Annotated in this window: 20 protein-coding genes and 1 tRNA gene; 15 read left to right on the top strand and 6 right to left on the bottom strand. The window is 61.3% G+C overall.

Annotated elements, in window-relative coordinates; genetic code table 11:
• Nucleotides 1–111: 111 nt before the first annotated feature.
• The 3 genes from menB to ELEN_RS14890 all read left to right on the top strand — a co-directional run bounded on the left by menB (nucleotide 112) and on the right by ELEN_RS14890 (nucleotide 5,497).
• On the top strand, nucleotides 112–951 hold the full coding sequence (gene menB, locus ELEN_RS14900) for a 1,4-dihydroxy-2-naphthoyl-CoA synthase (RefSeq protein WP_009305329.1): 840 nt from the start codon (nucleotides 112–114) through the stop codon (nucleotides 949–951).
• Between the two features lie 48 nt (nucleotides 952–999).
• Nucleotides 1,000–3,867, top strand: a complete 2,868-nt coding sequence (menC, locus tag ELEN_RS14895; protein ID WP_009608504.1) for an o-succinylbenzoate synthase — start codon at nucleotides 1,000–1,002, stop codon at nucleotides 3,865–3,867.
• Between the two features lie 145 nt (nucleotides 3,868–4,012).
• Complete coding sequence (locus ELEN_RS14890; RefSeq protein WP_009305326.1) at nucleotides 4,013–5,497, top strand: basic amino acid/polyamine antiporter; 1,485 nt, start codon at nucleotides 4,013–4,015, stop codon at nucleotides 5,495–5,497.
• A gap of 119 nt (nucleotides 5,498–5,616) precedes the next feature.
• On the opposite strand, the gene ELEN_RS16630 is transcribed toward ELEN_RS14890, so the two are convergent.
• Nucleotides 5,617–5,751, bottom strand: a complete 135-nt coding sequence (locus ELEN_RS16630) for a hypothetical protein (RefSeq protein ID WP_009608410.1) — start codon at nucleotides 5,749–5,751, stop codon at nucleotides 5,617–5,619.
• 327 nt (nucleotides 5,752–6,078) lie between these two features.
• Here ELEN_RS16630 and ELEN_RS14885 point away from each other — a divergent pair, with 327 nt between their 5' ends.
• The 3 genes from ELEN_RS14885 to ELEN_RS14875 all read left to right on the top strand — a co-directional run bounded on the left by ELEN_RS14885 (nucleotide 6,079) and on the right by ELEN_RS14875 (nucleotide 9,637).
• Complete coding sequence (locus ELEN_RS14885; RefSeq protein WP_009305325.1) at nucleotides 6,079–6,654, top strand: xanthine phosphoribosyltransferase; 576 nt, start codon at nucleotides 6,079–6,081, stop codon at nucleotides 6,652–6,654.
• Nucleotides 6,651–8,039, top strand: coding sequence for a uracil-xanthine permease family protein (locus tag ELEN_RS14880; RefSeq protein ID WP_015761486.1), 1,389 nt, complete (start codon nucleotides 6,651–6,653; stop codon nucleotides 8,037–8,039). Before ELEN_RS14885 ends, ELEN_RS14880 begins: the two co-directional genes overlap by 4 nt.
• A gap of 278 nt (nucleotides 8,040–8,317) precedes the next feature.
• On the top strand, nucleotides 8,318–9,637 hold the full coding sequence (locus ELEN_RS14875; RefSeq protein WP_009305323.1) for a hemolysin family protein: 1,320 nt from the start codon (nucleotides 8,318–8,320) through the stop codon (nucleotides 9,635–9,637).
• Nucleotides 9,638–9,684: 47 nt separating this feature from the next.
• Here the strand turns inward: ELEN_RS14875 and ELEN_RS14870 are convergent, their stop codons facing one another.
• Nucleotides 9,685–10,479: an amidohydrolase family protein gene (locus tag ELEN_RS14870; RefSeq protein WP_015761485.1), complete on the bottom strand. Its 795-nt coding sequence runs from the start codon at nucleotides 10,477–10,479 to the stop codon at nucleotides 9,685–9,687.
• A gap of 402 nt (nucleotides 10,480–10,881) precedes the next feature.
• Between ELEN_RS14870 and groL the strand changes: the two genes are divergently transcribed.
• Nucleotides 10,882–12,468 (top strand): chaperonin GroEL, encoded by a 1,587-nt coding sequence (gene groL / locus ELEN_RS14865; protein WP_015761484.1) that lies wholly within the window; start codon nucleotides 10,882–10,884, stop codon nucleotides 12,466–12,468.
• Nucleotides 12,469–12,576: 108 nt separating this feature from the next.
• On the opposite strand, the gene ELEN_RS14860 is transcribed toward groL, so the two are convergent.
• On the bottom strand, nucleotides 12,577–13,110 hold the full coding sequence (locus ELEN_RS14860) for a TetR/AcrR family transcriptional regulator (RefSeq protein ID WP_015761483.1): 534 nt from the start codon (nucleotides 13,108–13,110) through the stop codon (nucleotides 12,577–12,579).
• 190 nt (nucleotides 13,111–13,300) lie between these two features.
• On the opposite strand from ELEN_RS14860, the gene ELEN_RS16025 reads away from it, so the two are divergent.
• The 3 genes from ELEN_RS16025 to ELEN_RS14840 all read left to right on the top strand — a co-directional run bounded on the left by ELEN_RS16025 (nucleotide 13,301) and on the right by ELEN_RS14840 (nucleotide 15,104).
• Complete coding sequence (locus ELEN_RS16025) at nucleotides 13,301–14,029, top strand: HXXEE domain-containing protein (protein ID WP_015761482.1); 729 nt, start codon at nucleotides 13,301–13,303, stop codon at nucleotides 14,027–14,029.
• Between the two features lie 16 nt (nucleotides 14,030–14,045).
• Nucleotides 14,046–14,795 (top strand): HXXEE domain-containing protein, encoded by a 750-nt coding sequence (locus ELEN_RS14845; protein WP_015761481.1) that lies wholly within the window; start codon nucleotides 14,046–14,048, stop codon nucleotides 14,793–14,795.
• A 232-nt stretch (nucleotides 14,796–15,027) separates the two neighbouring features.
• Nucleotides 15,028–15,104 (top strand) — tRNA-Met (locus ELEN_RS14840).
• Between the two features lie 420 nt (nucleotides 15,105–15,524).
• On the opposite strand, the gene ELEN_RS14830 is transcribed toward ELEN_RS14840, so the two are convergent.
• Both ELEN_RS14830 and ELEN_RS14825 read right to left on the bottom strand, forming a co-directional pair.
• Nucleotides 15,525–16,643, bottom strand: a complete 1,119-nt coding sequence (locus ELEN_RS14830) for an IS256-like element ISEle1 family transposase (RefSeq protein ID WP_009307321.1) — start codon at nucleotides 16,641–16,643, stop codon at nucleotides 15,525–15,527.
• A gap of 1,019 nt (nucleotides 16,644–17,662) precedes the next feature.
• Entirely contained in the window at nucleotides 17,663–19,021 is a 1,359-nt protein-coding gene (locus ELEN_RS14825) for a hypothetical protein (RefSeq protein ID WP_143924750.1), read from the bottom strand.
• Between the two features lie 159 nt (nucleotides 19,022–19,180).
• On the opposite strand from ELEN_RS14825, the gene ELEN_RS16705 reads away from it, so the two are divergent.
• Nucleotides 19,181–19,399: a helix-turn-helix domain-containing protein gene (locus ELEN_RS16705; RefSeq protein WP_114522555.1), complete on the top strand. Its 219-nt coding sequence runs from the start codon at nucleotides 19,181–19,183 to the stop codon at nucleotides 19,397–19,399.
• A 163-nt stretch (nucleotides 19,400–19,562) separates the two neighbouring features.
• On the opposite strand, the gene ELEN_RS14820 is transcribed toward ELEN_RS16705, so the two are convergent.
• Nucleotides 19,563–19,877 (bottom strand): site-specific integrase, encoded by a 315-nt coding sequence (locus ELEN_RS14820; RefSeq protein ID WP_041691682.1) that lies wholly within the window; start codon nucleotides 19,875–19,877, stop codon nucleotides 19,563–19,565.
• A gap of 127 nt (nucleotides 19,878–20,004) precedes the next feature.
• Here ELEN_RS14820 and ELEN_RS14815 point away from each other — a divergent pair, with 127 nt between their 5' ends.
• The 4 genes from ELEN_RS14815 to ELEN_RS14800 are packed head-to-tail and all read left to right on the top strand — an operon-like array spanning nucleotide 20,005 to nucleotide 22,608.
• Nucleotides 20,005–20,352, top strand: a complete 348-nt coding sequence (locus ELEN_RS14815) for a hypothetical protein (protein ID WP_009608461.1) — start codon at nucleotides 20,005–20,007, stop codon at nucleotides 20,350–20,352.
• A gap of 58 nt (nucleotides 20,353–20,410) precedes the next feature.
• Nucleotides 20,411–21,838 (top strand): radical SAM/SPASM domain-containing protein, encoded by a 1,428-nt coding sequence (locus ELEN_RS14810; RefSeq protein WP_015761478.1) that lies wholly within the window; start codon nucleotides 20,411–20,413, stop codon nucleotides 21,836–21,838.
• Nucleotides 21,835–22,227: a Nif11-like leader peptide family RiPP precursor gene (locus ELEN_RS14805; protein ID WP_009305314.1), complete on the top strand. Its 393-nt coding sequence runs from the start codon at nucleotides 21,835–21,837 to the stop codon at nucleotides 22,225–22,227. The genes ELEN_RS14810 and ELEN_RS14805 overlap by 4 nt, the downstream gene beginning before the upstream one ends.
• 12 nt (nucleotides 22,228–22,239) lie before the next feature.
• Nucleotides 22,240–22,608: a Nif11-like leader peptide family RiPP precursor gene (locus ELEN_RS14800; protein WP_015761477.1), complete on the top strand. Its 369-nt coding sequence runs from the start codon at nucleotides 22,240–22,242 to the stop codon at nucleotides 22,606–22,608.
• The last annotated feature ends 557 nt before the right edge of the window (nucleotides 22,609–23,165 follow it).

The following is a 23,165-nucleotide window of genomic DNA, read 5'->3' as shown; positions in this document are numbered from 1 at the left end:
CTTTGAGGTGCGAAAACGCGCGATACGCGCTACTATAGGGAACATCTAGTCGGAGATCCCCTTCTACACACGGCGCAGCCGCTTCTCACGGCGCGCGACGAAAGGACGGCCATGGGCGACATTGCGTGGCAGGCGGGCAAGGCGTACCGCGAGATCATCTACGAAACAGCAGGCGGTATCGCCAAGATCAGCATCAATCGGCCCGAGCGACGCAACGCGTTCACCCCGCTCACCGTCACCGAGCTGTACGACGCGTTCAGCGAGGCGCGCGACGACGCGTCCGTCGGCGTCATCATCCTGACCGGCGTCAACCACGGCGGCCGCCATGAGGACGAGGCGTTCTGCTCCGGCGGAGACCAGAAGATCCGCGGCAACGGCGGCTACGTGGGCGAGGACAACATCCCGCGCCTCAACGTGCTGGACTTGCAGCGCCTTATCCGCGTGGTGCCCAAGCCCGTCATTGCCATGGTGAACGGCTATGCCATCGGCGGCGGGCACGTGCTGCACATCTTGTGCGACCTCTCCATCGCCGCCGAGACTGCCAAGTTCGGCCAGACGGGCCCGAAGGTGGGCAGCTTCGACGCCGGGTACGGCGCGGGCTATCTGGCGAACATCGTGGGCCAGAAGAAGGCGCGCGAGATCTGGTATCTCTGCCGCCAGTACACGGCTGCCGAGGCGCTTGAGATGGGCCTGGTCAACAAAGTGGTTCCCTTCGAGGATCTGGAAGCGGAGTGCGTGAGCTGGGCGCAGGAGATGCTGGAGTTCAGCCCCACGGCGCTGCGCTTCATGAAGGCGTCGTTCAACGCGGCGACGGACGGGCTTGCGGGTATCCAGCAGCTCGCCGGCGACGCCACGCTTCTGTACTACACCACCGACGAGGCGAAGGAGGGTCGCGACGCGTTCAAGGAGAAGCGCGCTCCCGACTTCACCCAGTTCCCCAAGTTTCCGTAAGATCGCACGTCTGGCAGGCGGCAACCGAAAGGCAGGAATCCGGCAGCGATGATCGGTGCGTTCGAGAGCACGGTGCGACAGTTCCCGCAGCGCACGTGCTTCACGTACGTTGACGAAGCGGGCAACGAGACGGCGTACTCGTATCGCGAGACGCGCATGCTGTCCGCTGCGCTCGCGCGGCTCTTGCTGGACCGCGGCGTGCGTCCGGGCGATTGCGTCGCCGTGGATCTGCCGAACGATCCGGCGTACGTGCTGGTCATGCTGGCTGCCGCGTATGGCGGCTTCGCGTTGGTCGCGCTCAACAACCGCCTGACCGATGCCGAGAAGTACAGTCGGTTGCTGGACATCGACCGCAAGCCCGGTGTGTCGCTGGCTTCGTTGCGCGTCGATGCGACCAACGTGTCGCGCCTGTTGGAAGGCGCGAAGGCCATGTTGACGGGCGAGATGGCCGCACCGTCCGCCGTCCGTGCGACGGGGCGCGGCGTGCGCCCTAGCTTCGCCGCCCGCGTGAACGCGGCGTCCGCCGAGCCCCGCACTACGAAGGCGCTCGGCCGCGCCAGCTCGGGCCGCGCGTCGCTGCGCCGTCGCAGCGAAGTGGCGCAGCAGGATGCTGCCGAGAGTGTCATCCACTTCGCCGAACACGCCGCGCACGTGTTCGACTTCGACGCCCGCGCCGTGGTCATGTTCACGTCGGGCACCACGGGGCGTGCGAAGGCCGTATCGCTGACGTGGGGAAACATCTGTTTCGCATCCGAAGCGTCCAACCGGACGCTCAATCGTCGCGGCGAGGGCATGTGGCAGGCGGTGCTGCCGCTCTACCATATCGGCGGTTTCCAGGTCGTCGTGCGCAGCGTGCTGAACGGCAGCCCGTTCGTGCTGTACCGCCGCTTCGACGCCGTCCGTCTGCTGTCCGACGCGGCGAAGAAGGGCGCGACGCACGTGTCGGTGGTCGATAAGATGCTGCAGGACATGGTGGCCGCGGACAAGCCGGAAACGCTCGCGCGCTACTCCTGCATCCTGCTGGGCGGCGGCGCGCTCAACCCGCAGACGCTCGATCGCGCGTGCCGTGCGGGCGCGCGCGTGTACGCAAGCTACGGCATGACCGAGACGTCCAGCCAAATCGCCCACGCCCAGGTGACGGCTTCGTTCACCGGCGGCTTGCGCCTGCTGCCCGGCTACGAGGCGCATATCGTGGATCCCGGCGACGACGGGTTCGGCCGCCTGGCCGTGAAGGGCCCGGGCCTGTTCGGCGGCTACCTGAACGCGCGCGCCGCGTACACGGTGGACGGCTTCTTCCTGACGGGGGACACGGCGGCGCTGTACGGCGGCAAGCTGTTCGTGAAGGAGCGCACCGAGGACATGTTCGTGTCGGGCGGCGAGAACGTGTACCCGGCCGAGATCAAGGAGAAGCTGCTGCGCGTGGCCGGGGTATCCGACGCCCACGTGTTCGGCGCGCCCGACGCCCGCTGGGGAAGACGGCCTGTTGCGTTCGTCGAGCGCGAGAAAGCGCCCGCGCCGCGTCCGAGGGCGAGCCGCTACGCGCAGCGGACGCAAGCGCAGACGCAGGCGGATCAGCTCGCATCCCTGACGAACCGTCAGCTGGCGTCGTACGTTCGCACCAGCTTGGCGCCGCGCCTGTCGAAGCTGTACCTGCCGAAGCACGTGTGCGTGCTCGACGAGTTCCCGCGCACGGGCATCGGGAAAATCGACCGCGTCGCGCTCGAGCGGCGCTACGACCAGCGCATCGAGGTGGCGCGCGTCACGCTGCACCGCATCCGGCTGCCGTTCAAAACGCCGTTCAAAACAGCCAAGGCCACTCTGACGCATCGCGAGTCGATCATCGTCGAAGTGACGGATCATGCCGGTCGCACGGGGCTGGGCGAGTGCGTGGCGTTTCCGACGGATTGGTATCTGCCGGAAACGCTCGACCAGGACGCGCGCATCCTCCACGACGTTCTGGCTCCGATCGTGCTGCGCGAGGCGTTCCTGCATCCCAGCGAGGCGAGCGCCGCCTTCGCCGCCGTTCCCGAGGCGAAGGCGTTTCCGTTGGCATGCGGCGCGCTCGAGCCTGCGCTGTGGGACCTGTACGGCAAGATCGTCGGCAAGCCGCTATGGCAGCTGATCGGCGGGGCTGCGAACGCCGCGACCGCGGGCGCTTCGGCATCCGTGCCGGCCGGCGCGGCGATCGGGCTGGGCTCCGCGGTCGAGACGGCCGCGGCCGCGCGCCGCTGCGCCGAGGCAGGCTACAAGCGCGTGAAGCTGAAGGTGAAACCGGGAACCGCGCTCGCATGCGCGCAGGCCGTGCGCGCCGCGTTGCCCGACATGATGATCACGCTCGACGCCAACCAGAGCTTCTCGGAGCGTGAAGCCGAGGAGCTGCGCGGCTTGGACGGCCTGAACGTCGCCTGGATCGAGGAGCCGCTGGATCCGCGGCGCCTGCCCCCCGTGGGGCCGACCGACCTGTTCAGCCGCCTCGCGCGTCTGCAGCGCACGCTGCGCACCCCCATCTGCCTCGACGAGTCCATCGTGCGCCCCGAGGACCTGTCCCGTGCGTTGGCGCAGCCCGAGCTGCGGTGCTACGCCCTCAAGCTGGGAAAATGCGGCGGCGTGCAGCCTGCGCTCGATTTCGTGCAAATGGCGCGCAAGCGGGGCATCGAGGTGTGGATGGGCGGCATGTACGACACGGGCGTGTCCAGGCGCCTGCATGCCGCGTTCGAGACGCTGAGCGCGGTGGGTGCGCCCGGCGACATCGGAGCCACGGCTCGTTACTTCTCCTGCGACATCACCGATCCGCCCTACACGGCCGAGCGCGGCATGGTGACGCTCAACCGCGAAGGCCATGCCAGCGGCCTGGGTTGCGACCTCAACCGCTCGGCGTTGGAAAACGTCCTCGTGGAGCGCCTCGTCATTGCGTGACGTCCCGCCCCTTGCCATCTCCGTGCCATGCGCTCCGCTCGGGACGACAACCGCTCTGCATGCAAAATGTTGCATAACGGTGTGACGGAATGCAATGTTGTGGAGTATCATGCTACCAGTTGTCCATCAAGGAAACGGTGATTACATGAGCGAATCCGCATCGCACCACGCGTCCGCCACTTCGGGCATTCCCCAACCCCACGGAGGACTGGGCATCTTTCGCCTCGTCACCACGGTCATCACGCTCATCGTCGGCGGCGGCGTGTTCACGTTGGCGGGCGACCAGGCTGCAGGCGGCGCCAGCGGCGCGGCTATCCTCACTGCATGGAGCATCTCGGGAATCGGGGTGCTGTGCCTCGTCATGACGTTCTTCGCGCTCTCGCGCATCAAGCCGCAGTTGAAGGGCGGCATCTACAGCTATGCGAATGCGGGGTTCGGCGACTTTTTGGGCTTCAACAGCGCTTGGGGCTACTGGATCAGCGCGCTTCTGTGCACGGTCAGCTTCTCGGCGCTTCTGTTCGGCGCGCTTTCGTACTTCTTCCCCATCTTCGGCGGCGGCACGAACCTGCCGTCGGTCATCGGCGCCAGCCTGCTCATCTGGTTCTACGTGTTCCTCGTATCGCGCGGCATCAAAGAGGCTACCGGCGTGAACGCCGTTATCACCATCTCGAAGTTCGTGCCTATCTTCGTAGCCATCACGGCCATCATCTTTCTGCAGAAATTCGACCTCGGCATCTTTCTGGCGAACATGTCGCAGGGCGCCGATCCGGGCCTGCCGTTCTTCGACCAGGTGAGCAACACCATGATGATCACCATCTGGGTGTTCGTGGGCATCGAGGGCGCGGTCGCGATCTCCGGTCGCGCCAAGAAGGAACGCGACGTGGGCAAGGCCACCATCATCGCGTTCATCTGCGTGCTCAGCATCTACCTCATGGTCAGCGTGCTCAGCATGGGCGTCATGCCGCTGTCCGAGCTGGCCCAGCTGGAGAACCCGGCGCTTGCGGGCGTCATGGAGCACGCGGTGGGGCAGTGGGGCGCCATCCTCATCAACGGCGGCGTGGTGCTGTCGCTGGTGGGCGCCATGTTGGGCTACACCGTGCTGTCCAGCGAGTCGCCTTACGAGGCGGCTGAGCAGGGCGTGTTCATCAAGGCCTTCGCCAAGACGAACAAGAAGGGCGCCCCCATCGTCACGCTCGTGGTGACGAACGTCATCATCGAGGCGTTCCTCGTGGTCATGCTGTTCTCGGACAGCACGTACCAGTTCTTCTACGCGCTGTCGGCCGGCATGATCCTGCTGCCGTACCTGCTGTCGGCGGCGTACTTCGCGAAGCTCACGTTCACCGAGCCCGACGCGTTCAAGGGCAAGGTGGGCGGCAGCCTGGTGCTGTGGCGCATTTTCGGCGTGTTCGGCGTGGTGTACAGCTTCTTCCTGGCGTGGGCGTCGGGCGCGACGGGGCTCACCCTCATGTCGCTTCTGTACGCGCCGGGCATCCTCATGTACATCAAGGGCAAGAAGGAGCGCAACGAGCCGTACCTCAAGAGCACGGTGGACAAGGTGGTGGTGGCCATCATCCTCATCGCCGCCGTCACGTCGCTCGTGCTGCTGTTCACCGGCCAAGTGGTGCTGTAGGGACGCGAGCTGCATCGCTTGGAAACCCTTGCGAGCTGCCGTTCGATGCGTATAATATGAGGCGAGCCGCAGGGAGTTGGTGCTCCCCACGGCTCTCGGATCGCTTCGGCGGTTTGGGTTTACTTGGAGCGCTCCTTTCCCTTGTGGGACTGGAGCGCGTCTTCTATCACCAGGGCAAACTCGATGATACGAGACATCAGCTTCAACAGCAATTCGGCCAACGCAAGCAAATCCAAAGCGGTCATGGTCTTCACCTCCATCCTTCTAGAGTAATGAGAGGGAGAGGCACCAAGCCGCCGGATCGAATCCGTACCTACAAGTATAGCGGGCCCGTTCTACGTTTCCATGGCGTGCAACACCATGGAAAGTCTGCTCGATCTTGCGCGTTTCCAGCGCCGTTCCCACGCGGATTCCACATTCCTTGTCATCATTTCCCACGTGGTTTCCATGCGGGCAACCCGTCGATCTAGCGAATTCCCCGTTCCCCTGGCGGCATGCGTCCTTTACACTGTCCTGCAAAGGTTCGTTGCGTCTGCGAGATGACGCGACGCATGAAGACGGAACGACGACGGAGGCGGCACGTGGAGCTTTTGGAGGAACGCATCAGGCGCGACGGGGTGGTGAAGTCGGAGGGCGTCCTCAAGGTGGACAGCTTCCTCAACCACCAGCTGGACATCGATCTGTTCGACGCGATGGGCGAGGAGTTCAAGCGGCTGTTCGCCGACGCTCCCATCACGAAGATCCTCACGATCGAGGCGTCCGGCATCGGCATCGCCTGCGTGGTGGCGCGCCATTTCGGCGTGCCGGTGGTGTTCGCAAAGAAGGCTCAGAGCATCAACCTGGACGGCGAGATGTTCACGACACGCATCGAGTCGTTCACGCACGGTCGCGTGTACGACGTCATCGTGTCGAAGAAGTTCCTGAACGCCGACGACCATGTGCTGATCATCGACGACTTCCTGGCGAACGGATGCGCGCTGAACGGCCTCATCGAGCTCGTCGGCGAGGCGGGCGCCACGGTGGAGGGCATCGGCATCGCCATCGAGAAGGGCTTCCAGCCTGGCGGCGACGACCTGCGCGAACGCGGCTACCGCCTGGAATCGCTCGCCATCGTGGAGCGCATGGACCCCGAGACGGGGGAGATCGCGTTCCGATGAAAGCATTCGTACACGAGAACCTGTTCAAGCTCGACGGCGACATCCCCGTCGTCCGCGCCATTCCCTACGGCATCCAGCACATCCTCGCGATGTTCGTGGCGAACCTCGCGCCCATCCTCATCGTGGGCGCGGCGGCCGGCCTCGCGGACGATCAGCTGGGCATGCTGGTGCAAAGCGCCATGCTCATCGCGGGCATCGGCACGCTCATCCAGCTGTTCCCGCTGTGGCGCGTGGGGTCGGGCCTGCCCATCGTTATGGGCATCAGCTTCACGTTCGTCACCGTGCTCGTGGGCATCGCGGCCACGTACGGGTACAACGTCGCCATCGGCGCCATCATCGTGGGCGGCATCATCGAAGGCGTGCTGGGTCTGTTCGCGAAGTATTGGCGGCGCATCATATCGCCCATCGTGGCGGCCGTCGTGGTCACGTCCATCGGCTTCTCGCTTTTGGGCGTGGGTGCCTCTTCGTTCGGCGGCGGCTCCGGCGCTGCCGACTTCGGATCGCCGCAGAACCTGCTGCTGGGCACCATCTCGCTGGTTTCGTGCCTGGTGTTCCAGGTGCTGGCGAAAGGCAAGACCAAGCAGCTTTCGGTGCTGTTCGGCCTGGTCATCGGGTATGCATGCGCCGTGGTTGCGGGGGCGGTCGACTTCAGCGGCTTCCAGAGCATGGAGCTGTTCGCACTGCCGCAGCTCATGCCGTTCACGCCCGAGTTCAACCTGGGCGCCATCGTGTCGGTGACGCTGATCTTCCTCGTGTCGGCCACCGAGACTATCGGCGACACCTCCGCGCTGACCATGGTGGGCCTCAACCGCGAGGTGAAGGAGAAGGAGCTTTCGGGCTCCATCGCCTGCGACGGTTTCGTCAGCTCGCTGTCGGCGTGCTTCGGCTGCCTGCCTATCACGTCGTTCTCGCAGAACGTGGGCCTCGTGGCCATGACGAAGGTGGTGAACCGCAAAGCCATCGCCACGGGCGCGGTCATCATGATCCTGGCGGCGTTCCTGCCGGTGATCAGCGTGATCTTCGCGTCGCTGCCTGAGGCGGTGCTGGGCGGCTGCACCATCATGATGTTCGGCAACATCATCGTCAGCGGCTTCCAGATGATCGCGCGGGCGGGCTTCTCGCAGCGCAACATCCTCATCGCGGCGCTGTCGCTGGCCGTGGGCATAGGCTTCACGCAGGTGTCGGCCCTGTTCGCGAGCTTCCCCGAGCTGATCCAAAGCGTGTTCGCGCAGAACTGCGTGGCCGTGGTGTTCCTGGTGGCCGTGGTGGCGAACCTCGTGCTGCCGAAGGACGCCGGAATCGAGGGCGCGACGGCGATGTCCGAACGTTCGACCGCCGAGGCGGCGCCGAGCGTCGACGAGGACGGCGACCTGGCGACGGCGTGACGCCCCGCGGTTGCCTGGGCGCGTGCGGCCGCGGATGTTCCTGAGTTTCCGATCGCATCATCGCCCCAAAAACACGCCTCAGTCGCTGGAGCGTGTTTTTGGGGCGATGATGCGTCTTTGCGAGGCTTCTGGATTCCTGGGTCGCTCCTCCATAGGCGGATGGCTTCAACCCCACTTGTGGAAACCTGCGGGTTTCCGGTAACGGGTGTATGACCAGATGGACGGATGCCGTACGATTACATGGCGAATAGTCATATAAAGGAGGACCATCCGCAATTATGCCCATAGCACTCAGTTTGCTGCTCGTTCTGTTTTTCCTGCTCATGAATGCGTTCTTCGTCGCCGCCGAGTTCTCGCTCGTGCGCGTACGCAAGTCGCAAGTCGAAATCCTCGTGGACGAGGGTCGCAAGGGCGCCAAGTACACCAAGCTCGTCGCCGACAACGTCAACGCCTACCTGTCAGCCTGCCAGCTGGGCATCACCCTTGCCTCGCTCGCCCTCGGCTGGTTGGGCGAGCCTGCGGTGTCAGCCCTGTTCGAACCGCTGTTCAAGGCACTCAACGTGCCCGAGGCGGCCACGCACGGCATCTCCATCGTCATCGGTTTCGTCATCATCACCGCGTTGCACATCGTGGTGGGCGAGCTCATCCCGAAGTCGCTGGCCATCTTCTCCACCGAGCGCTACGCCCTGTTCACGGCCACGCCGCTCGTGTGGTTCTACCGCATCACGTACCCCGTCATGTGGCTGTTCAACAGCATTACGAACGGCGTCATGAAGATGCTGGGCCACGACGTGGCCAACGAACACGAGGTGTACACCGACGAGGAGATCAAGCTGCTCATCGACGAGAGCACCGAAAGCGGACTCATCGACCCCGAGCAGAACGAATACGTGGACAACATCTTCGACCTGGGCGACAAAGACGCCGAGGCCATCATGACGCCGCGCACCGATGTGGTGTGCATCGACCTCGACGATCCGCTGGAGGAGAGTCTCCAGACCGTGTTGCAGTACAAGTACACGCGCTACCCGGTGTGCCGCGGCAGCAAGGACCGCATCGTCGGCTTCGTGCACGTGAAGGACCTCTACACGATGCCCAAGGACGCGACGGTCGACGACCTGCGCGTTCGCATGATCCAGGCCGTACCCGAAGGCGTGCCCATCGCGAAGTTGCTGCAAACGCTGCAGGAGAAGCGCACGAAAATCGCCGTGGTCATCGACGAGCATGGCGGCACGGCCGGCATCGTTACGATGAGCGACATCATGGAGCAGATCGTCGGCCGCATCGACGACGAGTACGCGCATGGCGGCTCGGACGAGATCGTGCAGTTGGACGATGGCAGCTACCTCATCGACGGCTCGCTTCCCATCGACGAGGTGGGCGAGCTCATCGGTTTCGAGCCTCTCGAGTCCGAGGAATGCGAGACGGCGGGCGGCCTGCTGCTCACCGTGTTCGACCGTATCCCCGACGAGGGCGATTCCGTGACCATCGAGGACGGCGACGACAGGGCCACGTTCACCGTAGTCGACATGGACCGCCACCGCATCGACAAGATTCGGGTGGTGCTCGAGCACGCTCCGGAAAGCGACGAAAGCTAAACGACTTCAGGCCCCGTCAGCAATGGCGGGGCTTCTTGTTGCGTGCGCTATCCCACCTTCACGCCGGCGAAACGCTCGGCGTTGTGCCACAGCATGTTCTCCAGCTCGTCCTCCGAGAAGCCGGCGGTGACGAACTGGTCGTATTCCGCCGCAGGGCTCCACATGGGGTAGTCCGAGCCGAACATGATGCGGTCGGTGCCCCACATGCGCGCCAGCTCCACCGTGCGGCGCTGCCCCAGGAAGAACTGGGAGCTCGACGCGTCCACGAACAGGTTGTCGGCGTTATGCAGGATGTCGTAGCCCACTTCATAGCGCGACCAGCAACCGAAGTGCGCCGCGTCCACCACGAGGTCGGGGAACGTTTTCAGCACGTTCATCAGGCGGCGCGGATGCGAGTAGTCGTAACGGTAGTCGCCCGTGTGGATGACGATGGGCAGGCGCCCCTCTATCATCTCGTACACGTTCATGAGTCGCGGGTCGTCCATGTTCACGTGCTGCGTGTCGGGATGCAGCTTCATGCCCTTGAGTCCCAGGCCGATGGCGCGTTCGATTTCCTTCTCGGGCTCGGGATAGTCCTGGTGCATAGCCATGAACCCGATGAACTCGGGATGCTGCCGGCACTGCTCGGCGATGAAGTTGTTGATGGACTCCACTCTGCCCGGCGTCGTGGCCACCGAATGCACGATGAAGTGCGTGATGGGCGCATGCTGCTGCGCGGACAGCAGGTGCTCCACCGTGCCTTCGCCGAACATGTCGATGAGGTAGAAGTCGCCCACGGCGTCGACCGCTCGCGAGGCGATCTTGTTGGGATATATGTGAGCATGGGCATCGATCACTGCCATGGAGGCGCTCCTTCGCGTCGTGCTGTTTCGGCGGCGCGGTGCGAAACGGCTTCGAGTTGAACGCTCGGCCAGCATCGCGCAACTCCTGATTGTAGAGCATCGGCGTTCGCGGCGCATTAGGCAGAAGCATGTTTCTGGGTGCCGCTTTCGAGGCTTCGGTGCTGAGCCTTCCGATTGGCAAGAGGTTCGAAGCCCTTCAAAAAAGCGCTGCTTTCCATTCGTCACGAGGAAAAAGCTTGTTATGACTAGCACTCGAAGCAAAAGAGTGCTAACTTTTTCGACAGTGATTTTTATGAGCTTCCGCATGCTCGGGTCAGTGGTTTTTCAGCCGAGCGGCAGAGGCGCCTATCGTGCGCGCGGTGATGGCGAAGCGCCGCACACCGATGAGAAGGGAACCAGACTATGTCCAAAGACATTGCGTTCGACAACGAAACCCGTACGAAGATGGCTGCCGGCGTCAACAAGCTGGCCGACGCCGTGAGGGTGACGATCGGCCCGAAGGGGCGCTACGTCGCCATGCAGAAGGAGCACGAGAAGCCCAACGTTTCCAACGACGGCGCCACGGTGGCCGCCAATGTCGATCTTGAAGATCCCATCGAGAACATGGGCATGAAGATCGTGCGCGAGGCCGCCATCGCCGCGAACAACGACGCGGGCGACGGCACCACGACGGCGACCATCCTTTCCGACGCTATCGTGAGCGAGGGAGTACGCTGCGTCATCTCCGGTTCCGATCCGCTGGCGCTGCGCCGCGGCATCCAGCGCGCTGCCGACGTGGTGGCCGACGAGGTTCTCAAGAACGCCGTCGAGGTTACCACGCGTGAGCAGATCGCCGAGATCGCGACGGTTTCCGCGGGCGACCGCCAGATCGGCGAGAAGATCGCGGAGGCTATGGATGCCATCGGCCGTGACGGCGTCATCTCGGTCGAGAAGTCTCAGAACTTCGGCATCGAGGTGAAAATCCTCAAGGGCATGATGTTCGACAACGGTTTCATCTCCCCGTACATGGCCGACGACCCGGCGCGCCTGGAAGGCGAGCTCACCGAGCCCTACATCCTGTTGACCGACCAGCGTCTGGGCGACAACTTCGCAGACATCGTGCCCGTGCTGGAAGAGGTCATGCAGTCCGGTCATCCGTTGCTGATCGCCGCTGAAGACGTGCGCGGCGAGGCGCTGAACACGTTGCTGGTGAACCGCCGTCGCGGCACGCTGACCAGCGTTGCGGTGAAGGCGCCGGCTCTGGGCGATCGACGCAAGGCTGAGCTCGAGGATCTGGCCATCCTCACCGGCGGCGAGGTTATCACGCCCGATCGCGGCCTGACGCTGGCCGATGCGCGCAAGAGCATGCTCGGCCGCGCCGCCAGCGTGCAGATCACCAAGGACCGTACCACCATCTTGGGCGGCAAGGGCAAGCCCGAGGCTATCGAGCAGCGTTGCGATCAGCTGCGCGCGCAGATCGAAACGGAGAAGATCGACTACGACCGCGACGTTCTGCGCGAGCGTCTGGCCAAGCTGTCCAGCGGTATCGCGGTCATGGAAGTGGGCGCCGCCACGGAGTCCGAGATGAACGAGATCCGCAGCCGTATCCAGGATGCTTTGCTGGCTACCCGCTCGGCCGCAGAGCAGGGTCTGGTGGCCGGTGGCGGCGTGGCGCTGCTGCAGGCCGCGTCCGCGCTGGACGGCCTCGTATGCGAGAACGCCGAGGAGCAGCTGGGTATCGACATTCTGCGCAAGGCGCTGGAGGTGCCGCTGCGCGCCCTGGCGGAGAACGCGGGCTATCGCGGCGACGTGGCCGTTGAGAAGGTCAAGGAGCTGCCGCTGGGCCAGGGTCTGGATTGTATGACCGGCGAGTACGGCGACATGATCGGCCGTGGCATCGCCGACCCGGCGAAGGTTACGGTCACGGCGCTTCAGGCCGCCGCTTCTGTGGCGTCGCTGATCCTGATCACGAACGCCTCCGTCAGCGAGACGGTGCCCGAGGAAGACTAACGTCCTCGTCGAAACCCGTTCTGCCATGCGGGCCCGCGCAATCGCGCGGGCCCGCTGTCGTCCGACATGGAGTGCGCTCGTTTCCGTTTAACCGGTATGCCGCGCCGGTTATAAGAGCTTGTCCTTGAGAAGCTCCAGCATCTCGGCGATTTCAGAAACGGGTTCGGGGTTTTCGCTGCTCAGCCAGCTACAGAGGACGGCGAAGGTGCCCTGAAAGATGAACTCGCGCGTATACTGCGTCTGCGATTTCGTGCAGCTGCTGGCGATGGCGAGGTTTTTGAAGAGCCCGTTGATGCCCGGCAGGGAGAAGAGGTGCGTTGCGAATTCGTGGCTCGGGATGGCCCGCACGAGCGTGCAGAAGGTCGTGCGCTGCTCGTAGAGGTTGGCGAGCACAGACGCTACGGCGCCTTCTTGTTCGGGGATGAGTGCAAGGCTTTCGTCGAGCTGCGCAAGAAAATCGCTCTCGATCTCGTTGAGCAGGTCGGTTTGGCTTCCGTAGTACTTGTAAAAAGTAGTGCGGTTTATCTGGGCGGTCTCGCATATCTCGAGTACTGAAATCTTGTTCAAGGGCTTCTTTTGGAGCAGGTGCACGAGTGCGTTTTTCAACAGCGTCTTGCTCAGGCGTATCCTCTGGTTCTCCATCAAGCGCTCCCTCGACAAAAATGCTTCGAATGTTCATTTCAAATCAAATACTGCATAGTGCGTTGAGCATGCGACATTTGTCTATCAACAGTCTGTTGACTACAAACCGTTGTGTTTACTATTGTACAAACCATAGCGAGATGTCAATACGCCAAAACTCAGTTCTCAGCAGTTGAAGGAGGCGGTTCGCATGAAGTTCTGGCAGAGGTATTGGTACTACATCGGAGGGGTCGCTTTCGTTATCCTCGCGTTCGCTATGGGGCTTTGGGGCAGCGCCGCCCTTGACTACGTGCAGGTTTTGCTCATCTTCAGCTGGATGGGCATGTTGGTGCATCAGTTCGAAGAGTATGCCTGGCCGGGCGGTTTTCCGCTCATCTCGAACATGATCGTCTTCAACGAGATCGAGCGTCCGGATCGCTATATCTTGAACCAGCGCCAGTGCTTCGTCAGCAACGTCGTCCTGTGCTATCTATGCTATATCGTTCCGATCTTCTTCCCGCAGCTCATTTGGCTTGCCGCGGCTCAGATATTCCAGGGTCTCTGGCAGATTCCGGCGCATGGCATCGTGCTCAACATGCGCTTGAAGTCCAAGTACAACCCCGGTCTTTTCGCGGCGGTGTTCTTGCAGCTGCCCGTCGCCATCGTGTTCATATGGTACGTGCTGACGTTCATGCCGGAAGCCGCTAATCAGCTTTGGTGGGGCATCCCCGGTTCGCTCGTGCTGCTGGGCATCTCGTTCGGCTTGCCGATCCTCTTCATGCATGACCGCGATTCTAAGGATCCGTTCGAAGAGCGAGAGCTTTGGGGTTACAAGCGCGAGTACGTTGCGAAGGTTTGGGAAGAGCGCAAGGCTGCCGCAGCGGCAGATCCCGGCAGCGTTCCGAAGGGTCTCTTCGGCAAAGCGAAGAAAGCGAAGTAGGAAAGCGAGTAGACAAATGGCAAGCAATTTCGCAAAGAAACTAGATAGATGGTGCGATAACCAGTGGATCGTGTTCCTGTGCGTCACGGCGACGGTGGTGGCGGTGCTTGCCGCCGTCTTCTGGGATGTCATGCCTCTGGGCAGCAAAGCGGGCGTTTTCGTGGCTTTCATCATGGCCTTCCACGTGCTCGAGGAGTGGAAGTTCCCCGGCGGTCTTCATTGGTTTTACAACACGAGCGTGTTTCGTCCGAAAGACGAGAGCCTCTACGATCCGACGCGTTATCCCATGAGCCGGCTCACGGATATGGTCACCAACGTGGGGCTGCAGTGGATCCCGCTCATTTACGCAGCGCTCTGCTTCTTCGTACCTCTGTCGAACGCGGTTGCGCTGTGCGTCATCCTGCTGTGCGTCATGGAGCTGTTCGCCCATACGGCGGGCGGCGTCGCCACCTACCTCTGGTATCGTGACAAGGGCAAGAAGACCATCTACCATACGGGGCTCGCCACGTCGCTCATGATGTTCTTGCCGGCCGCAGCGTACCTGATCGCGCATATCGCAGGCGTCACGGCAACCGATTGGCTGTGGTGTCTGGTGTTGTTCGCTGTCATGTGCTGCGTGTGCGTGCCGCTTACGGAGACGCCTCTCAAGAAGTGGGTTCGCAAGCAGGAGCCGGGCATGTTCGCGTTCGAAGATGCCAAGTACTACATGCGTTACGGCGGCTATTGCAAGGAGGATGTCGAGCAGTCCGAGGCTCGCGTTGATTAAGAGGACGCCGAGTATGGGGTGCGATAGGGCGTGGCTTGTATTCATGTACGCTGCGAGGCTCGCCGCGCCGTCAAGGGTCAGGAGTTCGCTTTCGATCGAGTTAAAAACGTGTAGACCTTGTGAATCACTGAGAAATGATTTGCGTTCGTTAAGGCAGACGGGTAATATTCTTTCTTGCCGCTTTTCCTGTTTGAAGGCACTTCGGGCAGGAGAGGTAGGCGCAACATAACGATGCGGGGTGGAGCAGTCTGGTAGCTCGCCGGGCTCATAACCCGGAGGCCGTAGGTTCAAATCCTGCCCCCGCGACCAGTAATCTCAGATCAGGCTTAGGCCTGATCTTTTTTGTCGGTTCGACCGCCAAGCAGCCGCCATTCTACCGTCAAAACTTTTTCTTGTCACGCAAAAAGCGCGCTGTCCTTCTTGGCGACCAAAAGAGTCATTGACGAACGCTGTGAAGAAACTTGGGCAGCCAGCGCGCGACCTCGTCCGCGCTCTTGCTGATCCAGTAGCGGTGCGACGACTTCGCTGGGCCTATGGGGTGGAGCTGTCCGGTTGACACAGCCTTTCTCGCGTAGCGCCTGCTTCCCAGCTTGCCGAGCGCTTCCCTGCACGTGAGGATCATGCTGCTCCCAAAACCGTCAGCGCCTGCTTTTATTCTATATTGTGTCGATTGTGTTTTTCAAAGGAAAGGGAGGGATAGGGTTATAGGCAAGAAAGTGTGTCCAGAGCCTAATCGTAATCCATGCGATAAGGGCCGCTTGCATGCAGGTCATTCCATTGCACAGCAGTGCCCCAGCGCCCCACCGCTTCATCTTTTTCGCTAGCTTCGGCAGCTGCTCGATAAAACTCAGCAATCAGGACGTCCGTCGGCATTTCCTTCAGGATCTCTTTCGGGCTTGCACGGGCTTCAAGGTCCATATAGCACCACCAGAACGCCGCCTTGACGCGCCTCGTCAGCCTCAATCCCCGATGCTCTCGCAGCATGTGGCGGATCTGGGCGTTCACGCCGCCTTCGATCCTGTTCGTAGTCGCCGGAACAGGTCCTCCCTCGAGCAAGCCTTCGTCGAGATAGGTGAATAGGGTACCGGCCCTACAAAGCTTCAGAAGCCCGCCGCGCGCAGTGCGCAGCCTCTCGTGCTTGTAGCGGATCCGCCCGTCAACCACCTCTTTTTCCTTTAGGAATCCTTCCCATGCCGTGCACCAATTAGAGAAGCCCGCAAGCCACTCCGCAGCTTCGTTGAGGCTACCTATGCGCATGAGCTTCTTGGCGATGCCATAGAGCTCAACGCCCGCCTGGAGCCGCGGCCTGGTCGTGGTCTGGCGCTTCACCTGACAGAACGCATGGAAGACGCAGCGCTGCACGCGTGTGTTCGGCCACACGGCGCGTCTCGCCTTCTCGAACCCCTTTCCGCCATCGGTAATCACGACGTCGGGAGGGGCTATGCGCGCCATGAGCGCCGCCCACGCCTGCGCGTTCTCGCTTCTCGCTAGATGCCAGCCGATCACGTGCTTCTCGGTGCAGGCGATCATAATCACGACGTCGCGCCCCAGCCAAAGGCCATCCACCTCCACCACGTGGTGGACCTCGTCACAGACAGGAGCCACGGGCCACAGGTCCCAGAACTTATTCGTGAGATGCCGGAAGGTGCGTCCGGGCATGCCGAACTCGCCTTGGGTCTTTTTCGAGAGCAGCCACCTCAGGAACAGCTCTAGCAGTTTAGGCTCGTTGTCGTAACGTTGCGTGGTGGATGCGCCGCATGCCTTGCAGCGCCAACGAGTCGCCCCCGACGAGGTCTTCCCGTTGCGTTTCGTGTCGCCCCCGCACGCAGGGCACAGTATCTTCTTCATCCCGTGATTGAACCACGGAATTTAAGAGGGCGGTTTACGGCCTCTGACCTGCGGTGTCAAGTCGAAAGCGGACACACATTCTTGCCAGGCACTTAAACCTGCCTCCGAAATTTAAACGATGGTTTATCGAGGGTTTGACCTGCCCTTACACCCCTAAAACGGACACACTTTCTTGCCTATAACCCGAGGGATACGAAACCATCTTGACGGATGCCTCCCGCCGGCCAGCCCCGACGTGGGCGCAAAGCGGCACCCATGACAATTTCAGGGATGGTATCGGCAGGCGAGGAACACGGGGATTTCTCGCCACCTGGGGTTTCCTTCGCTGACGAGGCGAACCCGCGCGTAAAACGCCTTCCAGAATTGTCATGGGTGCCGCTTTGCGCCCATGATCCCCGCGCCTTCCGCCATTGGGTCAGGATCGCTGGGAGCACGGTTTGCCGCTGAGGTGTTCTTCAGGACGTTCAACCGGGAATCTCCGGATGGATACGCAATCGGATCACCGTCTCAGCATCAGATCGACGATGCCGCCTATAAAGTGTCTACCTTTAGGCTGAAATAGCCGTGTGTTTCCAGCAGAGCGCCGTCCACAGAGGGCGGCGCTTTTCAGTTAAACAGCAGCTTGGCGAGGCCGCCACCTCAATTACGAGCATGACTATTTTGAGGAACGCAAAGCGTTTATCCGTTTTCGGGCTCGCGCCTTCTGGCGTCACGTTTGTTTTTGCATTGTTGCGACTGAGACTGTCGCAGTATTTGCGCCTTTTACCGCCGTTGTTCCGGAAGAATGGCTTTCCGCAAAACGACCAAATTCCGAGACCTCTTGAGCTGACGGCAACCAGAGAGAATTCGAACCAAAGGTAGGTCAAGGGGAATCGAAAACATAATAGTAATCACCGTCTTTCACGGTTAGCTCCATGCCGACCCAATGGGCTTGAAGCAAGTATTCAAGGATAGAGGTGGAGAAAGAGAAAGGGAGGCGCGAGCCTCCCTTTCTCATAAAACCTAATAGGTTGCCGATCTTATTGCTTGGCCTTTTTAACTCGGTTTCCCGCGAACGCGACTGCCGCGAAAGCGGCTGCGGCCAAACCGGTCACTGCCAGCGCAAGCGGGGTGTCGCCCGTTTGGGCAAGCGGGGTTATTTCGCTATTCTCGGACTTGGTGTCGTCCGGCGATTGGCCGTCGACACTTGTCTGGGTGTTGTTCTCGCCGTCAGTCCCTGCTGCTCCGGAATCCGATACAGGGTCGCCTGTGTGAAGCGTGATCTCGCCTAAGCTGCTGACGGTAAAGGTGACAAAGCCGTTCTCGTCAGAAACAAGCTCCTGCGTGGAACCGTCGGCCATCTCAATTTTCACCTTGCGAGGAAAGTCTTTGTTCCAGCCCTCGTTAATCCATACAGGCATAGTGAGCGTGACCGTCCCGAAATCGCTTGTCACGCCCTGACCGTTGACGAGAAGCTTCGTGCTCCATACGGCGTACTGAAGATCGTTTGCAGGGCCGGTTCCATCTGCGTAAACCACCTCGAGGGCGACCTTGGAACCAGCGGGAACGTTTACGCCGTCAAGCTTCCCCGTCGCACTGAAAGAGTCGGGGGCGGCGGTGTAGCTTTGCTGGTTGCTGTTGGGATTATATTGAGTCCTGACAACGTGAATGGACTGGGTGGCGCTCGGGTCGCTGATGACGGCCAGCTCGTCGGGAAGCGCGTAAACGGTCTTAACCTGCACATCTACGGAAGAAATGTCAGTGGCCTGAAATGTGATATGGCCGCTCGAAGACGAAGTGACTTCGAAGGTCTTACCATCGCCGGTTGTCACTTCTGCGTCGCAAGGAAAAAACATGCCGCCGCTCTTATTGGAAAGGGGTAGCGTCAGCTCGATAGTACCAAAGCCATTGGTTACTTCATTACCGTCAACGTAGAGCGAATAACTTTGATGATACGAGGTGTCCTGTCCGCTCATATTAGGCAGAGCGAGGATGGCGACTTTGGAACCGGCGGGCACGCTCGCTCCGTTGAGCTGGCCGCTAGCTACGATGCTGGGATCCCATTGGAAGACATTGTCTCTGCTATTAAGCACAAGGACGGGGATGTTTTGAGTGACGGTGGGATCACTGGTGATGGCGATCCCGGCTATGTTGCTGAGATCGCCCAAGCCTCCCAGAATCGAGTTGCTTGGCACCGAAGCGTTTGCCAGTGTTTCTGCCGGGATCTCGGCCTCGGCAGAAACCGCAGCATCGACGCCTTTCTCAATCGCCTCTTCATTTGTTGCGAGGGCGCTCGTTTCCTCATCCGTTTCGCCGTTGAAAGCTTCGCGAGACGTATCTTCCGTGGCTTCAAGTTGATCGTTCTCGTTCTCATTCGCGTATGACGGGGTTGCTTCCATTATTGGAAGCGCCATGCTCGCAACGAGCGCAAACGAACAGAGCACCGCGAATGAGGTGCTGTTCGAGCGCCTTGTTCTTACATGCAACATCCTTTTCCTCCTAATAACTGGTCATAAATTTGATACCACCAGCCGTATAGTAGCACATACCTTGACTGCATGGATATGAATGAGCGTAAAATCAAGCTAGGACAAAGAATACGCAAGGAGCGCGAGGCTCAAGGTATCTCTCTGCGTCGTTTTGCTCTTATGATCGGCGTTGGGCACACCTATCTTGTGGACGTCGAAAACGGTCGCCGCAATATAGGCATCGAGAATCTTTGCAGGATTGCTGATGGGCTAGGGATCAGGGTGAGTGAGCTTACAAATGAGCTGTAAATAGATGTGCAGGGCCGTTGTATGAGAAGTCGCATCGTTGGTTTTGGCCATGTACAATTATTTTGCAAGTTGCTTAGCACCGCTAAGCAACTTCAGGATGATCTCTCCATCTTTTTCGGATATCCCGTCTTTCTTAAATAGCTCTATGGAAGGTCACAAAAGCTCATTTCCAGCTATGGTACGAAGTTCGAATCCGTGATAGAAGATCCAGTGTTTTCTCCTTGCCGAACTGGCGTCGTGCATGAAGGCGCTTGCCCTCCAAGTCGATATCGTCCCACACGAGCGCCAGCGCTTCGCTGCGTCTGATGCCGGTGGTGAGCGCGAGCCAGACGGCAACAATTTTGCCGGTTTTCTCCTCGTCCCTTAGCTCCTGTGAGAATAGCAGCGCTTCTTGGGTTGTGATTCGACGCTCCTTCTTCTTAGCCCGATTTTGCTTCGGTCGGGTAATGCCCATCTGCCCTGCTTCGTTCGGCTCCATGCACGAGCGTTCGTTCGCTGTAATCGGTCGTTCGTTCGCGGCGGCTTGCGGACGGCAGAAGCGGTTCCCATACTGATTCGCAGACACCGGTCGCGACGCGCGGTCGGACGAGAAAGGGGTAATCATCATGGCGGCAACCGAGCAGGAGATGATGGAGCGCACCGCGCGTATCCAGACGATTGAGGAGTTGCGCGAGGCATGCGCTGAGTTCGGCGTGGAGATGTCTCCCGAAGACGAGCAAGCTTTCATGGCTGCAAAGGCAGAGTTGCGGGAATTGTCGGAGGGGGAACTGGACGCCTCGGTCGGCGGATCGAGTTTTTTCGGCCCCGGATCGCCGTATATAAACCTGTTCGACACCTGCGACCAATGGGATGGCCGGGATTTCGATAATCGCATATGCGCCACGTGCCACAACAAGCAGATGCTCTATCCGTTTTTTGCCTGCCAGTTCAAGCCGAAAAACGCCTCATCGTAAGCGGGGAGGGAGAGGGTCGCCGAGGCGGCGTGCGCATGTAAAGGAAGAAAAGAGCGACATGAAGCGACTTTTGAGAGAAGATCTGGTTCTGCGGGGCTGGGAGAAACTGCCCTATGCCGTGGTCGAGCGGCCGCACAACGGCGTGACCTTCGTCGACGCGCGCACGTTCGAGGCGCTTTCGCTGTGCGATGGGCAGATAGACCTGTCGCTGCCCATCATCAGCGACGAGGTGCGCGCCATCGTGGAGAAGTTGGAGGAGCAGGGTGCCGTGCGCCCGTGCGAGCCGGGAGAGCGCCTCACGCCCGACCAGGAGTACCGCTGCCATCAGAACCGCTTCGTCCGAACCGCGCACTGGTCGATCACCGGCAAGTGCAACTACCGGTGCCGCCACTGCTACATGTCCGCGCCCGACGCGAAGCTGGGCGAGATCGATCACGACACCATGATGGACCTGGCGCGGCAGATCGCCGACTGCGGCATCCTGGAGGTGTCGCTGACCGGCGGCGAGCCGCTGGTGCGCCGCGATTTCATGGAGCTGGTGGACGCGCTTTTGTCCTACCGCATACGGATCGCGCAGATCTACACGAACGGCAAGCTGGTGGACGAGAAGCTGCTCGACCAGCTGGAGGAGCGCGGGATTCGCCCCGAGTTCAACATGAGCTACGACGGCACGCAGGGCTGGCACGACTGGATGCGCGGCGTCCCCGGCGCGGGCGACGCGGTGCTGGCGGCGTTCGACCTCTGCCACGAGCGGGGTTTTCCCACCGGAGCCGAGATGTGCCTGCACCAGGGCAACAAGCACCTGCTGCGGGAGAGCGTCAGCACGCTGGCGGCGCACCATTGCGAGAGCTTGAAGGTCAATCCCGTGGCGGACACCGACACGTGGGAGCGCCTGGGCGAGGACAGGTCGCTCACCTTGGAGGAGACCTTCGAGGTCTACCTGGACTACATCCCCTGCTTCTACGAGGACGGCGCGCCTCTGGGCCTGCATCTGGGCGGCTTCTTCATGGGGCGTCCGGGCAGCGGGGATTGGACCATCCCCAACATAGGGAAGCATCCGGAGGAGCGCGACCCCGCCGCGTGCGCGTCGCAGGTGACGTGCGGCCACGCGCGCCAGACGCTCTACCTGTCCCCGGAGGCGCGGATGCTGCCGTGCATGGCGCTGTCGTCCATGCCGATGCAGGAAAGGTACCCGCTGGCCACCGAGATCGGCTTGAGGCAGGGTCTGTCCGACTCGGAGTACCTCTCGCTCATCGATACGCGCGTGAGCGCGCTGTGGGAGCACAACCCCGAGTGCGCCCAGTGCGAGCACCGCGGCGCATGCGCTGGCGGGTGCCGCGCGAGCGCGCTGTTCACCGCCCCTGACGACATACTGTCGCCCGATCGCGCCCAGTGCCTCATCCTGAAAGGCGGCTACGCGCCCCGCATCCGCGAGGCGGTAGAAAAAGCCCAGGCGAGGATCGCCGAGAGAAAGGAGAACGAATGAAGCAGGACATGAAGGAATTCATGGCGAAGGTCAGCGAGGACGAGGGCCTGCGGGTCAAGCTGGAGGCCCTCGCTGGTCTGCCGGAAGACGAAGTCGCGGCGAGAATGGCCGCCATCGCGTGCGAGGCCGGTTTCGAGGTGGCGGTCGAGGATCTCGACCCCGCCGAAACGGAGCTCGACGAGAGCGAGCTTGCTGCCGTGTCCGGCGGCTCCGTAATCGTGTCCCCACTCTTCAAGTGCAATTACCAACAAGATAACACGCTTTGCTGCGCCTCCTGCGCGTATAGCCGTTTTTCGTACCCAAATCTCTACTGCTTTTTAGATAAAAACGAAGGCGGGCCGAAGCCTGCCGAAGTCATGCCTTTGCAGTCCAACGGAAACCTTCAATAGAGAGGAGCGCGCATGAACGAGCAATTGAAAGGCTTTTTGAAGAAGGCGAGCGAGGACGGGCCGCTCAAAGAGGAACTCGGCGCCCTCGCCGGCCTGCCCGAAGAGGAGCGTGCCGAGCGCGCGGCAGCCATCGCCCGGGAAGCCGGCTTCGATGTGTCGGTCGAGGACTTCGCTCCTGTCGAAACGGAGCTTGACGACGACGAGCTCAACGTCGTGGCAGGAGGAAGTTACGCCTGTTGCTGTAGGCAAACCGGTACGGGCCTGATGGATGATCGCCCTGTGCTGTGCGATTGCCCAAGAGAGGGGACAGGAGCCTGGACCGACGGAAGCGGGTTCGTCAACGTTGATAGAGTCTGCCACTCGATGGGCGACGTTGGCTAGGCCTTCCCCGTGTGGTCTTGCTGGAAGATGGCGAAAGGAAGGCGCGCGAACAAGCAGGTGAAAGCGTTCTTGGCGAAGGGCAGGGTCGAAGCGAGCGGTTTTCTCTGTCGGCTCAGCCCTTCGCATTTCCCCGCCGTATTCAGCAGCGCGTTGCATGTGAGCCCTGCCGCCACATCGCAGTGCTTGGCGGAGATGGAGGGTTCTGAACGATTTTCAGTCGTCTTTTCCAAGCTTAGATGCTGAATTCCGCGAACGGAAGATCCCCTCCCCTAGCCGTCCCAATCCCAAGGGGACGATGTTCTTACGCAATCGAAAGAGTGCGGGCCGGTGTCCAAGAAGAAGCGGCAATGAATGCAATAGTGCCTTTCGTCATACTCGTGTCCGGGGTTGGGAACCCATAATCCGCATCCGAAATGGTAGCGATTGGGGTTTATTATGCGGTCAAGAGGGATCCCTGGCCCTCCTCCGGTTGCATCTAATTCCTGATCGGCGAGCTTTTCCGCAGCTTCTTCTGCCGTTGTGCTGGTTTCTTTGCCAGTTGCCATGGCGGGCCTTCT

The organism is Eggerthella lenta DSM 2243 (genome assembly GCF_000024265.1).
GTDB classification, from domain to species: Bacteria; Actinomycetota; Coriobacteriia; order Coriobacteriales; family Eggerthellaceae; genus Eggerthella; species Eggerthella lenta.
This window is presented reverse-complemented; position numbering and strand designations above follow the sequence as displayed.